The organism is Streptomyces sp. NPDC001858 (genome assembly GCF_053594615.1).
In genome coordinates this window covers 175,575-188,186 of record NZ_JBSFEV010000011.1, presented here as the reverse complement: position 1 = coordinate 188,186, position 12,612 = coordinate 175,575, and the positions used below count along the sequence as shown (strand labels likewise).

Sequence of the window (12,612 nt, the reverse complement as noted above, 5' to 3'; positions counted from 1 at the left end):
CAACGTTGTCAGATGCGGGAGACACTGTCCACCGCAATCTCCGGCCCGCGTCCCCCAACCGCTGGACCGGCCAGCCCCTTCTTCATGGTGGACCGGGAGTACCCAGACTGATGCACACCGACCTCGTGGCCGCGCTCGACATCGGCGGCACCAAGATCGCCGGAGCGCTGGTGGACGGCGACGGCACGATCCTGGCCCGCGCACAGCGCCCCACGCCCGCACAGGAGAACGGCGACACCGTGATGCGGGCCGTCGAGGAGGTGTCGGGGGAGCTGACCGGGTCACCGCTGTGGGAGCGCGTGCACGCCGTCGGCATCGGCAGCGCCGGACCCGTGGACGCCTCCACGGGCACGGTGAGCCCGGTGAACGTGCCCGGCTGGCGGGACTTTCCGCTGGTCGACCGGGTCCGGGCGGTGACCGGGAACCTCCCGGTCGAGCTGATCGGCGACGGCGTGGCGATCACGGCGGCCGAACACTGGCAGGGCGCCGCCCGCGGCCACGACAACGCGCTGTGCATGGTGGTCTCCACCGGCGTCGGCGGCGGCCTGGTCCTCGGCGGCCGACTGCACCCCGGTCCCACCGGCAACGCGGGACACATCGGCCACATCAGCGTCGAACTCGACGGCGATCCGTGCCCGTGCGGCGGGCGCGGCTGCGTCGAGCGCATCGCCAGCGGCCCCAACATCGCCCGCCGGGCCCTGGAGCACGGCTGGCAGCCCGGCCCCGACGGCGACGTCTCCGCGGCCGCGGTAGCTGCCGCCGCCCGCGCGGGCGACCCGGTCGCCGTGGCCTCCTTCGAGCGCGCCGCCCAGGCTCTGGCGGCCGGCATCGCGGCCACCGCGACCCTCGTCGAGATCGACATCGCGGTCATCGGTGGGGGCGTCGGCAAGGCGGGCGAGGTCCTCTTCGCGCCCCTGCGCCGGGCCCTCCTCGACTACGCGACCCTCTCCTTCGTCCAGCGCCTGACGGTGACGCCCGCCCAGATGGGCACGGACGCGGGGCTGGTCGGGGCGGCCGCGGCGGCCCTGACGGCGGCGACCGGGCGGGCCGGGCGGCCGGGACGGACGGGGCTGACGGGGGCGGGAACCGCGGCCGCGGGGGTCTGAGGGCCCCGGGGGCGCGCGGGTTCCTGAAGCCTCCGAGGTTCCTGGGTCTCTGGGTCTCTGGGTTCCAGAGTTCGGGGGTTCCAGAGTTTCGGGGTTCCTGAGTTTCCTGAGTTTCCTGAGGGAACGTTCCGGCGAAGCGCTACCGAGGATCGAGGGGACGGGCCGTGGTCCGGCCGGCCGCCGCGCCGGCGTCCCAGCCGCTGCCGGCCGGGATGTCCTCGCGGGCCTCGCGCCAGGCGGCCGGGACGCCGGCCGTGCCGGTGCGGGCCGCGACGACGCCTCCGACGATGGCGCAGGTGGTGTCGCGGTCGCCCCAGCCGCCCACGGTCTGCCACAGCGCCCCCGGCAGGTCGTCCAGGCGCCCCGCGGCGGACCAGAGGGCGAACGGCACCGTGTCCGCAGCGGAGATCAGCGTCCCGGAGCCGAGCACGGACGCCGCGTGGCGCACCGACGTGTGCTCCGGGAGGCTGGCCGCCACCAGCAGCCCGGAGCGGACGTCGCCGTCCGCCAGCCGACCCGCCACCTCCCGCAGGAACACGGCACGCGGCGGGACGTCCCCGCCCGCGCCGGCGGCGGCCAGCGCGGCGGCGACCGCCACGGCCACCGCGCCCGCGACCGCCTCCGGATGCGCGTGGGTGGCCAGCGCGGACAGCCGGGCCTGCTCGCCGGCCGCGACCAGGTCGCCGTGGAACCACGCCCCCAGCGGAGCGACCCGCATCGCCGCGCCATTGCCGTAGGAGCCCTGTCCGCCGAACTGTCCCGCCGTCACCGCCCGCCAGTCCTCGCCCTCGGCGATCCGCCGCAGCACGCCGTGCATGGAGGGGCCGTACTTGCGGGCCGGGTCGCGGCGGTACTCGGCGGCGAACTCCCGGGCGAGGTCGCCGGGACGGACCTCCCCGTGCGCCCTCAGATGGGCGAACAGCACGAACGCCATCGCCGAGTCGTCCGTCCACGGCCATGGCGCGGGACGCGGTTCCCGTGCCGCCAGAAGCTCCTCGGCGGGCTCGTCGGAGCGCAGGAACCAGCTGTCGCCGAACGCGTCGCCCGTCACGAGCCCGTCCAGACTGGCGTGGGCGTGCTGCGGACCGTTCATGGCGAACCCTCCCTCGGAAGCCCGGAACCTCGAAAAACCTGGCGCCCCGGAATCCTGAAACCGTCGATGACCACGGCATTCTCGCCGCGGCCGGGCCGATCGTGCGAGCGGATTGACGGCCGACGCGTGACCCGGGGCCCGTTCGCGCCGTTGATCCACGCATGAAGAAGCGCAGCATGCTCGCCATCGCCTCCCTCGCCACCGGTTTCGTCGTCGCGGCGATCACCCCCTCGCACGGCGTGGGCGGTGAGGACCTCGGCGGACTGAACGTGGGCGACACCCTCAGCACGCTCGACCACACCATCGCCAGCGACAGCCTGGCCATCGAGGACGACGCCCGGGGGCAGCACAGCTGACGGACCGGGCCCGAGGCCGTGGCGCCGGCACCCCGCCGAGGGGTGCCGGCGCCACGGCGTCTGTGCGCCCTCAACGGGAACTGGTTTCCGTGGCAGGGTGGAGCGGGCAAGCCACAGGGGGCCAACAGAAGAGGGGGAACTGTGACCGTCGTCTGGATCAACGGCGCGTTCGGTGCGGGGAAGACCACCACCGCACGGGAATTGATCGACCTGATCCCGAACAGCACGCTCTTCGACCCCGAGGTCATCGGCGGAGCGCTCCCGTACCTGCTGCCGGCCAAGCGCCTGGCCGAGGTCGGCGACTTCCAGGATCTGCCGATCTGGCGCCGGCTCGTGATCGACACGGCGGCCGCGCTCCTCGCCGAGCTGGGCGGCACCCTCGTCGTCCCCATGACCCTGCTGCGCCAGGAGTACCGCGACGAGATCTTCGGCGGTCTCGCCGCCCGCCGGATCGCCGTCCGGCATGTTCTCCTCACTCCGGCGGAAACGATCCTGCGCGAGCGAATATCCCACCGGGAGATCCCCCCGGACCTCCCCGACGGCGAGATACGGATCCGGCAGTGGTCGTACGACCACATCGAGCCGTACCACGCCGCCCTCGCCTCCTGGCTCACCGCCGACGCCCACCCCGTCGACAACGGGGTCCTCACCCCGCAGGAGACGGCCGCCCGGATCGCCGCGGCCGTCGGCAGCGGGGCCGTCGCCGCATGCGACATCGTGCAGACCCCCGAGCCCACCGCGGAGACCGTGGCCGCCGGGGTGCTGCTCTTCGACGAACAGGACCGGGTGCTGCTCGTCGACCCGACGTACAAGCCCGGCTGGGAGTTCCCGGGCGGCGTCGTGGAGCCCGGCGAGGCGCCCGCGCGCGCGGGCATGCGCGAGGTCGAGGAGGAGACCGGCATCCGGCTCGCGGACGTGCCCCGGCTCCTCGTCGTCGACTGGGAGCGCCCGGTGGCTCCCGCCTACGGCGGACTGCGACTGCTCTTCGACGGCGGCCGGCTCGACTCCGCGGCCGTGGCGGGACTGCTGCTGCCCGGACCCGAACTGCGGGCCTGGCGCTTCGTCACGGCGGAGGAGGCGGCCGATCTGCTGCCGCCGGTCCGCTACGAGCGACTGCGCTGCGCGCTGCGGGCCCGCGAGCGCGGGGCCGCGCTCTACCTGGAGGCGGGCGTCCCGCGCGGCTGAGCGCCGCCACGAGCGGAGCCCGACCGCCCTCGGACCGGTCGAGGCGGCCGACGATCACCGCTGCCTCGCCGAAGCCCTCCTCGGCGAGGCACGCGGCGAGCGCGGTCAGCGCCGCGCGGCATGCACCGACGCCCCGCGCGCGTGGCAGCCCCGTCCGGGATGCCCTCGGGGCGCGAGCCTTCGGCGCACGCGCGCGTGTGTTGCGCGGGGTAGGACGGATTCGTGTGGGCGCAGGCCGGGTTCGGCGCACGCGCGTTTGTGTTGCGCGCACGAAGGTCTTGCGCCGAGCAGGGACTAGTGTCGGCGCGGTCGTGGTTGCGGTGCGGGGTGAGGCCCGCCCGCTCCGGTGTGGCGAGGTGCGGGCCTTCGGTGCACGCGCGTGTGTGTCGCGTGCACCGAAGGTCTCGCACCACGCCGGCACTGCTGTCGGCACGGTCGTGCCCATGGCGCGGGGCACGCCCGCTTCGGCGCGGGGAAACCGCTTGTGCGCGGTCTTCGGCCGAGGCGGGCGGTGCGGTTCAGTTCGCTGCGTAGTTGCGCAGGAACAGCGCTTCCGCCACCGACAGCCGCTCCAGCTCCTGCGGGGACACGCTCTCGTCGACCGCGTGGATCTGCGCCTCCGGCTCGCTCAGGCCGATGAGGAGGATCTCCGCGCGCGGGTAGAGCGCGGCCAGCGTGTTGCACAGCGGGATGGAGCCGCCCTGACCCGCGTACTGCATCTCCTGGCCCGGGTAGGCGACCGCCATCGCCTCGGCCATCGCCGCGTACGCCGGGCTGGTGGTGTCCGCGCTGAACGGCTGGCCCTGGCCGATCTGTTCGGTGCTCACGCGCGCGCCCCACGGCGTGTGCGCCTCCAGATGGGCCTGGAGCAGCTTCGTGGCCGCGGCCGCGTCCACGCCCGGCGGCACCCGGAGGCTGATCAGCGCGCGGGCGCTCGCCTGCACCGACGGCGTGGCGCCGACGACCGGCGGGCAGTCGATGCCGAGGACGGTCACGGCCGGACGCGCCCAGATGCGGTCGGCGACCGTGCCGGAGCCGATCAGGCCGACGCCGTCCAGCACCTTGGCGTCCTGGCGGAACTGCGCCTCGCCGTAATTCAGGCCCTCCCAGCGGGAGTCGTCGGTCAGGCCGTCGACGGTCGTGGAGCCGTCCTCGGCGCGCAGCGAGTCCAGGACGCGGACCAGCGCGGCCAGCGCGTCGGGCGCGGCCCCGCCGAACTGGCCGGAGTGCAGATTGCCCTCCAGGGTGTCGATCCGCACCCGCACCATGGTCATGCCGCGCAGCGTGGCCGTGACCGTCGGCAGCCCGCACCGGAAGTTGCCCGCGTCGCCGATGACGATCGTGTCGGCCGTGAGCAGCTCGGGGTGTTCCTCCGCGTACCGCTCCAGACCGCCCGTGCCCTGCTCCTCGGAGCCCTCGGCGATCACCTTGACGTTGACCGGGACGCCGCCGTTCGCCTTCAGGGCGCGCAGCGCGAGCAGATGCATGATGACGCCGCCCTTGCAGTCGGCGCTGCCGCGGCCGTACCAGCGGCCGTCGCGCTCGGTCAGCTCGAAGGGCGGGCTGGTCCAGGCGGCCTCGTCCAGCGGCGGCTGCACGTCGTAGTGGGCGTACAGCAGGACCGTCCGCGCGCCGGCCGGGCCGGGCAGGTAGCCGTAGACCGACTGGGTGCCGTCGGGCGTGTCGAGCAGGGCCACGTCCTGGAAGCCCTCGGCGCGCAGCGCGTCCGCGACCCAGTTCGCGGCCGCCTCGCTCTCGCTCCTGGGGAACTGGTCGAAGTCCGCCACCGACTTGAACGCCACCAGCTCGGTGAGTTCCGCCCGGGCCCTGGGCATCAGGGAGGCGACGGTCTCGGCGACCGGATTCGACGACATGGGCACGCTCCTTGTGGGTGCGACGTTGTACGGGGTGGCACTGGTCCGTTCGGGGGACCGTGTGAGCGTACGCGCTGCCGGGATGGGGTCGCGCGCACGCCGCCGATCCTCCCACAGCGGACTGTCATCGGACCGTGACGATCTCCGCCGTAGGATGCGGGGGACAGGTGCGGCAGGCGGCTTGATCGGGAGCAGTAGACCATCGTGAGCAGCGAGAACTCTTCGGCGGACGACGTGCGGCAGGTGTGGGATGTCGTCGTGGTGGGCGCGGGACCCGCGGGGGCCTCGGCCGCCTACGCGGCGGCGGTCACAGGGCGGCGCGTGCTGCTGCTCGAGAAGGCGGAGCTGCCCCGCTACAAGACGTGCGGCGGCGGCATCATCGGACCCTCGCGCGATGCGCTGCCACCCGGCTTCGAACTGCCGTTCCGCGACCGCGTGCACGCCATAACGTTCTCCAACAACGGGCGCTTCACCCGGACCCGTCGCTCCCGGCAGATGCTGTTCGGGCTGATCAACCGGCCCGAGTTCGACCAGCAGCTCGTCGAGCACGCCCAGAAGGCGGGCGCGGAGCTGCGCACGGGCGTCACCGTGCAGCGGGTCGAGCAGCACGGCTCGGCGGTGCCGGACCGGCGCACGGTCGCGGTCGTCCTCCAGGGCGGCGAGACGGTGTTCGCGCGGGCGGTGGTCGGCTCCGACGGCAGTGCGAGCCGGATAGGGGCGCATGTCGGGGTGAAGCTCGACCAGGTGGATCTCGGCCTGGAGGCGGAGATCCCGGTGCCGGAGACGGTCGCCGAGGACTGGAAGGGGCGCGTCCTCATCGACTGGGGGCCGATGCCGGGCAGTTACGGCTGGGTCTTCCCCAAGGGCGACACGCTGACCGTCGGCGTGATCTCCGCGCGCGGCGAAGGCGCGGCCACCAAGCGGTACTTGGAGGACTTCATCGGGCGGCTCGGCCTCGCCGGGTTCGAACCGAGCATCTCCTCCGGCCATCTGACCCGCTGCCGCGCGGAGGACTCACCGCTCTCGCGCGGGCGGGTCCTGGTCTGCGGGGACGCGGCGGGGCTGCTGGAGCCGTGGACCCGTGAGGGCATCTCCTTCGCCCTGCGCTCGGGTCGGCTCGCGGGTGAGTGGGCGGTCCGGATCGCCGAGGCGCACGACGCGGTGGACGCCCGCCGCCAGGCGCTGAACTACGCCTTCGCGGTCAAGGCGGGCCTCGGTGTGGAGATGAGCGTCGGCAAGCGGCTGCTCGCCGTCTTCGAGCGCCGGCCCGGGCTCTTCCACGCGGCCCTCACCGGGTTCCGACCGGCCTGGCGGGCGTTCACCGACATCACCCGCGGCCGGACGACCCTGGGCGAGCTGATGCGCACGCATCCGATGGCCCAGCGGGCGCTGACCGCGATGGACCGGCGGCAGGCGGCCCAGTCGCCCGCACCGGCGCCTGCGCCTGCCCCGGCAGCCGAGCCGGAGGCCGAGGAGGGCGGTTCCTGACCGCGGTTGCCGGACCCGCGGTTCCGGACCGTGGTTCCGGACCGTGGTTCCGGACCGTGCTTGCCGATCGACGGTGGCGTGGCCGTGATCACCGTCGGTCGGTGACGGTGATCCGGAACACCGGGTGGTCAGGGGCGATACGGCGCATCTCGGCGTCGGGGGAGTCGGGGCCGACCCCGTTGAAGAAGACGCCGACCTCGGCCTTCCAGCGCTTGAGGTAGGCGCGCAGCAACGGCGTCTTGTCGTCGTCCGCGACCTCGATCGCCGTGAACTCGTCCACGTGCTTGCCGAGGTGGAGTTCGCCGCCGCCCGCCGCGCGCATGTTGTGCGTCCACTGGACGTGACCGCGCGGCGCGATCAGGTACTGCTGCCCGTCCACGGTCAGCAGGTTCACGGGGGTGGTGCGCCACTCGCCGCTCTTGCGGCCCCGCACCGCCAGGACCCGGGACCCCCACACGCTGAGCCCGCGTCGGGTCAGCCAGGCCACGGCACGGTTGAACACATTGACGGTGAACCAGCCGGGCTTTTGTACGTGGGCGTGGGTGGACATGGTTACTGCCTCCTGTTTCCGGGCGAGCTCCTGGACGAAAGTGTGAGCACTGCTCTCGCTCGCTTCGAGTCTGCCGGAGAGTGGCGATCCAAAGCAAGAGCACTGCTCTCTTTTTTGTTCGCCGCTCTCGATTGTGTGCACTGCTCCGGATCCATGGGACACTGACCCACATGAGCAGCACTGTTCGTGGGGCGCGCGCCCGAGCCAGGATCGAAGTCACCACCGCCATCAAGGAGGAGGCCCGCAGACAGCTCGCCTCCGAGGGCGCCGCCAAACTCTCGCTGCGGGCCGTGGCCCGTGAGCTCGGCATGGTCTCCTCCGCGCTGTACCGGTACTTCCCGAGCCGTGACGACCTGCTCACCGCACTCATCATCGACGCCTACGACTCGCTCGGCGAGAGCGCGGAGGCCGCGCATGCGGCGGTCGTCGCCGGTGTCGCTCCGGTCGACCGCTGGGTCGCGGTCGGCGAGGCGGTGCGCGGCTGGGCGCTGGCGCATCCGCACGAGTACGCGCTGATCTACGGCTCGCCGGTGCCCGGCTACAGCGCGCCCGCGACGACCGTTCCGGCCGCCGCCCGGGTCGGCCTCCTGCTCATCGGCATCGTGCGCGACGCGCACCGGGCGCACGCGCTGGAAGTGCCGCTCCTGACGGACGAGCTGGTCCCCGAGGCGGTGCGGATGGCGGCGGAGCTCGCGCCCGACCTCCCACCGGGAGCGGTCGCGGCACTCATCGCGGCCTGGGCCCAGCTGTACGGACTGGTCGGGTTCGAGGTGTTCGGGCAGTTCCACCGGGTCGTGGAGGACCGCGAGCCGTTCTTCCGGTACGCGGTCACCCGGCTCGCCCACGAGGTGGGCCTGCGCTGAGCGCTTCGCTGGAAGTGCCGCGATGTGCCGTCGTTTTGGTGCGGCGCCGTCATGGCTGGTCGCGCAGTTCCCCGCGCCCCTTAAGGGGCGCCGGCGCGTACTTCCGGGGGAGTACCGCCGAGCACCTCGTCCGGCGGACGTCCGGTGCGGGTGGTGGCGTCTAGCGTGGCGGGCATGGACGAAGAGCAGGTGCGCGGGCGCGGCGGCCCGGGGCAGTGGTGGCGGCACGGGCCGCCGCCGCGGCTGCGCCGCTGGGAGGGAGCGGAACCGGACGCGGCGCAATGGCCCTGGGCCTCCACCGTGCTGATCACCGCGTTCGTGCTCGTCGGCTCGACCTTCGCGACCCACGCGCAGGAGGGCGAGCGGGCCTCGCTCGACGTCTTCGCGCGCGTGCTCCTGCTCGTCGCCTCCGGCCTGCTGCTGTGGCGGCGACGGCGACCGGTGGCCGTGCTGTTCGGCACCGCGGCCGCCACCGCGATCTACCTCGGCGCCGGCTACGCCTACGGCCCGGTCTTCCTGACCGTGGCGGTCGCCTGCTTCGCCGCCGTCGTCGCCGGACACCGCCGGGCCGCCTGGACGGCCCTGGGGATGCTGTGGGCCGTACATCTTCTGGTCGCGCACTGGCTGTACCGGTGGCTGCCGCCCACCGGGGACGACCCCGCGCCGTACGGGCAGGAGATCGTCGTCGCCGGGTGGGTCCTGGCGATCGTCGCGATCGCGGAGCTGGCTCGGAGCCGGCACGAGCAGTGGGCCCGTGAGCGGGCCGAACGCGCCCAGGCGGCCCGGCGGCGCGCCGACGAGGAGCGGCTGCGCATCGCCCGTGAACTGCACGACGTCCTCGCCCACAGCCTCTCGGTCATCAACGTGCAGGCGGGCGTCGGCCTGGCGCTGCTCGACGCCGACCCGCAACAGGCGCGCACCGCGCTCACCACCATCAAGTCCGCCAGCAAGGAAGCGCTCGGCGAGGTGCGTCAGGTGCTCGACACCCTGCGCACGCCGGGTGACGCGCCGCGCGCGCCGGCGCCCGGCCTGGACCGGCTGCCCGAGTTGGTGGAACAGGCGGCGCGCGCGGGCCTCACGGTCGAAGTGACGGGCTCGCCTCCCGGGCTGCCGCCCCACACGGACCTCGCCGCCTTCCGTATCGTCCAGGAGGCCCTCACCAATGTCGTCCGCCACTCGGGCTCGCGCCACGCGCGCGTGCGGCTCGAACGGAGCGGCGCGACGCTACGGCTGTGTATCGACGACGACGGACCGGCGACCGGCGCCGAAGCGGGCGGCAGCGGCAACGGGCTCGCCGGGATGCGTGAGCGGGCCGCGGCTCTGGGTGGCACGATCGAGGCGGGACCGCGGCCCGACGGCGGCTTCCGGGTGCTCGCCGCATTGCCGCTGAAGGCCAAGGCCGAGGAGGACGACCGGTGATCCGCGTACTGCTCGCCGACGACCAGTCGTTGGTCCGCGCGGGGTTCAGGGCGCTGCTCGACGCGCAGCCGGACATCGAGGTGGCCGGGGAGGCCGCCGACGGGCAGGAAGCGGTGCGCGCGGTGCGTGAACTGCGGCCGGACGTCGTCCTGATGGACATCCGGATGCCCCTCCTCGACGGCCTCGCCGCCACCCGCCGGATCACCGGCGACGAGACGCTCTCGCAGGTCAAGGTGGTCATGCTCACCACCTTCGAACTCGATGAATACGTCTTCGCGGCGATCCGCTCGGGTGCTTCCGGCTTTCTGGTCAAGGACACCGAGCCGGACGAACTCCTGCGCGCCGTACGGGCGGTGGTCGCGGGGGACGCACTGCTGTCGCCGGGAGTGACGCGTCGGCTCATCGCCGAGTTCGCGGCCCGCTCCAAGGAGCCTGCGACGGACGACGCGTTGGTCCGGCTCACGGAACGGGAGCGGGAGGTGATGGCGCTGGTCGGGATCGGCCTGTCCAACGAGGAGATCGCCCGCCGACTGGTGGTCAGCCCGCTCACCGCCAAGACCCATGTCAGCCGCGCCATGGTGAAGCTGGGCGTGCGGGACCGGGCCCAACTGGTCGTGCTGGCCTACGAGTCGGGGCTGGTCCGGCCGGGCTGGCTGGGCTGAGCGTCCGTGCCCGGGCGCGTATCGGCACGGAAGCGGAGCAGGACGGAGATCACCCGGGCCAGGAACACCAACGGCGCCAGCGCGAGCCCCGAGCGCAGGAACAACTTCTCGGCCGTGTCCGGCAGTTCGAACAGCAGCGCCGGTCCGGCGAGCGCCCCGAACAGCACCGCCGCCGCGAACACCGCGCTGAACAACGCGTATCCGATCTCGACGGTGATCGCGTCCCGGTCGGCCTGGGTGCGCCGTCCCCCGTACCCGTGCTGGCTGCTCATCCGGCAAGTCTCACAGGCGTGCGCCCGGCGAGGCAATCGCCCCGGCCGGACGCCCACACTTCCCGAAGACACTCCCTAGTCGCGAACCCCCACCGGCTCCGCTCCGGCCTTCGCGTTCTCCTCCGCCGCCGTGGACCTGGCGACGACGACCGAGCCCTCGGCGCGTCGGGTGCGCAGGCCGGGGAGGGTGATGAGCAGGCCCGCGGCGGCGATGAGCGTCACCACCGTCAGCCCGGGGCGGTAGCTGTCGAGGACCGCCTGCGGGGTGGGGTCGGCGGGGGCGCCCGCGGTCACCACCGCGGTGACCACGGCCAGGAAGATCGCGCCGCCCACCTGCACCGAGGTGTTGAGCAGGCCCGAGACCATGCCCTGCTCGTGGTCCGCCACACCGTTGGTGGCCTGGATGTTGAGCGAGGGGAAGACCAGCGCGCAGGCCGCGCCGATCAGCAGCATCGACGGCAGGATGACGGCGGCGTAGACCGGGTCGAGATCGACGCGCAGGAACAGCGCGTATCCGGCGACCATGAACGCGAAGCCCGCCGCGATCAGGCGCGGGGTGCCGAACCGGTCCACGAACGAGCCCACCTTGGTCGAGGACACCGCCACCAGCGCGCCGGCCGGCAGGAAGGCGAGCGCGGTGTGCAGCGCCGACCAGCCGAGCAGCGTCTGCATGTACAAGGTGGCCAGGAACTGGAAGCCGATGTACGAGCCGAAGAAGGCCATGGCGCCGAGTTGGGCGCGGATCTGGCTGCCGGAGCGCAGCACGCCGAGCCGGATCAGCGGGCCCGCGGAGCGGCGTTCGACGAGGACGAAGGCGGTGAGCAGGACGGCGACCGCCAGGAAGGACAGCAGGGTGCGGGCGGAGGTCCAGCCCGCCTCCGGGGCCTGCACCACCGTGAAGACCAGCAGCAGCATCGACGCGGTGCCGAGGACGGCGCCGGGGACGTCGTAGCCGTTGTGGTTCTTCTCCCGTTCGCTGCGCGGCAGCAGCTTCAGGCCCGCCGCCAGCGCGATCAGGGCGATCGGCGCGGGCAGCAGCATGGTCAGGCGCCAACTGGCCTCCGTGAGCAGGCCGGAGAGGACCAGGCCCATCGAGAAGCCGGTCGCGGCGCAGGTGGTGTAGATGGCCAGCGCGCGGTTGCGCAGCGGGCCCTGCGGGAACGTCGTCGTGATGATGGACAGGCCGGCCGGGGCCGTGAAGGCCGCGCTGAGTCCCTTGATGAACCGGCTCACGATCAGCAGCGGACCCGAGTCGACGAGCCCGCCGAGCAGGGATGCCAGCGCGAAGACGCCGAGCGCGATCAGGAAGACCTGGCGGCGGCCCAGCAGGTCGGCCGCGCGGCCGCCGAGGAGGAGCAGGCCGCCGTAGCCCAGGATGTAGCCGCTGACCACCCATTGCAGGGTCGAGGTGGAAAGGCCGAGGTCAGAGCCTATGGACGGCAGGGCGACGCCGACCATGGACACGTCCAGCGCGTCCAGGAACATCGCGGCGCACAGCACCAGCAGGGTGCCCCACAGCCGGGACGTCCAGCGGCCCTCGGTGGGAGGGGACGCGGGGGAGGGGAGCGGAGAGGTCATGCCGGGAAGAGTACATGCGCGTGCATCGAATGCAAGTGCAATTAATTCTGATGCAATTAATTCCGTACTCTGCTACGGTGCGCCCCATGGCGGCGAAGACGGACGGGACGAAGACGGACGGGACACAGACCGAGGGCCAGGTCGAGGGCGACGTCGAGGCCGAGCA

12 protein-coding genes are annotated in these 12,612 nt (G+C 73.1%); 7 read left to right on the top strand and 5 right to left on the bottom strand.

Going from position 1 to position 12,612, the window contains the following annotated elements; genetic code table 11:
• The first annotated feature begins 110 nt into the window (after positions 1-110).
• Complete coding sequence (locus ACWCPF_RS18800) at positions 111-1,106, top strand: ROK family protein (RefSeq protein ID WP_451046145.1); 996 nt, start codon at positions 111-113, stop codon at positions 1,104-1,106.
• Between the two features lie 139 nt (positions 1,107-1,245).
• Here the strand turns inward: ACWCPF_RS18800 and ACWCPF_RS18795 are convergent, their stop codons facing one another.
• Positions 1,246-2,199 carry an ADP-ribosylglycohydrolase family protein gene (locus ACWCPF_RS18795; RefSeq protein ID WP_451046144.1) on the bottom strand — a complete coding sequence of 318 codons (954 nt, stop codon included), beginning with the start codon at positions 2,197-2,199 and terminating at the stop codon, positions 1,246-1,248.
• Between the two features lie 161 nt (positions 2,200-2,360).
• Here ACWCPF_RS18795 and ACWCPF_RS18790 point away from each other — a divergent pair, with 161 nt between their 5' ends.
• Together ACWCPF_RS18790 and ACWCPF_RS18785 are read left to right on the top strand one after the other, a co-directional pair.
• The gene (locus tag ACWCPF_RS18790) at positions 2,361-2,555 is read left to right on the top strand and encodes a hypothetical protein (protein WP_451046143.1); all 195 of its coding nucleotides are present in this window, start codon (positions 2,361-2,363) and stop codon (positions 2,553-2,555) included.
• 141 nt (positions 2,556-2,696) lie between these two features.
• Complete coding sequence (locus ACWCPF_RS18785) at positions 2,697-3,740, top strand: NUDIX hydrolase (RefSeq protein ID WP_451046142.1); 1,044 nt, start codon at positions 2,697-2,699, stop codon at positions 3,738-3,740.
• 518 nt (positions 3,741-4,258) lie between these two features.
• Here ACWCPF_RS18785 and ACWCPF_RS18780 read toward each other — a convergent pair.
• Complete coding sequence (locus ACWCPF_RS18780) at positions 4,259-5,614, bottom strand: M20/M25/M40 family metallo-hydrolase (RefSeq protein ID WP_451046141.1); 1,356 nt, start codon at positions 5,612-5,614, stop codon at positions 4,259-4,261.
• 204 nt (positions 5,615-5,818) lie between these two features.
• Here ACWCPF_RS18780 and ACWCPF_RS18775 point away from each other — a divergent pair, with 204 nt between their 5' ends.
• Positions 5,819-7,102 carry a geranylgeranyl reductase family protein gene (locus ACWCPF_RS18775; RefSeq protein ID WP_451046140.1) on the top strand — a complete coding sequence of 428 codons (1,284 nt, stop codon included), beginning with the start codon at positions 5,819-5,821 and terminating at the stop codon, positions 7,100-7,102.
• An 88-nt stretch (positions 7,103-7,190) separates the two neighbouring features.
• On the opposite strand, the gene ACWCPF_RS18770 is transcribed toward ACWCPF_RS18775, so the two are convergent.
• On the bottom strand, positions 7,191-7,652 hold the full coding sequence (locus ACWCPF_RS18770) for a nitroreductase family deazaflavin-dependent oxidoreductase (RefSeq protein WP_451046139.1): 462 nt from the start codon (positions 7,650-7,652) through the stop codon (positions 7,191-7,193).
• Positions 7,653-7,822: 170 nt separating this feature from the next.
• Here ACWCPF_RS18770 and ACWCPF_RS18765 point away from each other — a divergent pair, with 170 nt between their 5' ends.
• The 3 genes from ACWCPF_RS18765 to ACWCPF_RS18755 all read left to right on the top strand — a co-directional run bounded on the left by ACWCPF_RS18765 (position 7,823) and on the right by ACWCPF_RS18755 (position 10,596).
• Positions 7,823-8,515: a TetR/AcrR family transcriptional regulator gene (locus tag ACWCPF_RS18765; RefSeq protein ID WP_451046138.1), complete on the top strand. Its 693-nt coding sequence runs from the start codon at positions 7,823-7,825 to the stop codon at positions 8,513-8,515.
• 174 nt (positions 8,516-8,689) lie between these two features.
• The gene (locus tag ACWCPF_RS18760; RefSeq protein WP_451046137.1) at positions 8,690-9,934 is read left to right on the top strand and encodes a sensor histidine kinase; all 1,245 of its coding nucleotides are present in this window, start codon (positions 8,690-8,692) and stop codon (positions 9,932-9,934) included.
• A complete protein-coding gene (locus tag ACWCPF_RS18755; RefSeq protein ID WP_451046136.1) occupies positions 9,931-10,596 on the top strand; it encodes a response regulator in 666 nt (221 codons plus the stop codon). The genes ACWCPF_RS18760 and ACWCPF_RS18755 overlap by 4 nt, the downstream gene beginning before the upstream one ends.
• Here ACWCPF_RS18755 and ACWCPF_RS18750 read toward each other — a convergent pair.
• Both ACWCPF_RS18750 and ACWCPF_RS18745 read right to left on the bottom strand, forming a co-directional pair.
• The gene (locus tag ACWCPF_RS18750; RefSeq protein WP_451046135.1) at positions 10,557-10,868 is read right to left on the bottom strand and encodes a DUF6332 family protein; all 312 of its coding nucleotides are present in this window, start codon (positions 10,866-10,868) and stop codon (positions 10,557-10,559) included. The genes ACWCPF_RS18755 and ACWCPF_RS18750 overlap by 40 nt on opposite strands.
• Before the next feature lie 75 nt (positions 10,869-10,943).
• Positions 10,944-12,446, bottom strand: coding sequence for an MFS transporter (locus tag ACWCPF_RS18745; RefSeq protein WP_451046134.1), 1,503 nt, complete (start codon positions 12,444-12,446; stop codon positions 10,944-10,946).
• Positions 12,447-12,612 lie beyond the last annotated feature (166 nt).

Coding starts and splice junctions, on each gene's coding strand:
- ACWCPF_RS18750 (WP_451046135.1), bottom strand. CDS start 10,868: ATGAGCAGCCAGCACGGGTACGGGGGACGGCGCACCCAGGCCGACCGG.
- ACWCPF_RS18745 (WP_451046134.1), bottom strand. CDS start 12,446: ATGACCTCTCCGCTCCCCTCCCCCGCGTCCCCTCCCACCGAGGGCCGC.
- ACWCPF_RS18800 (WP_451046145.1), top strand. CDS start 111: ATGCACACCGACCTCGTGGCCGCGCTCGACATCGGCGGCACCAAGATC.
- ACWCPF_RS18795 (WP_451046144.1), bottom strand. CDS start 2,199: ATGAACGGTCCGCAGCACGCCCACGCCAGTCTGGACGGGCTCGTGACG.
- ACWCPF_RS18760 (WP_451046137.1), top strand. CDS start 8,690: ATGGACGAAGAGCAGGTGCGCGGGCGCGGCGGCCCGGGGCAGTGGTGG.
- ACWCPF_RS18780 (WP_451046141.1), bottom strand. CDS start 5,614: ATGTCGTCGAATCCGGTCGCCGAGACCGTCGCCTCCCTGATGCCCAGG.
- ACWCPF_RS18770 (WP_451046139.1), bottom strand. CDS start 7,652: ATGTCCACCCACGCCCACGTACAAAAGCCCGGCTGGTTCACCGTCAAT.
- ACWCPF_RS18790 (WP_451046143.1), top strand. CDS start 2,361: ATGAAGAAGCGCAGCATGCTCGCCATCGCCTCCCTCGCCACCGGTTTC.
- ACWCPF_RS18765 (WP_451046138.1), top strand. CDS start 7,823: ATGAGCAGCACTGTTCGTGGGGCGCGCGCCCGAGCCAGGATCGAAGTC.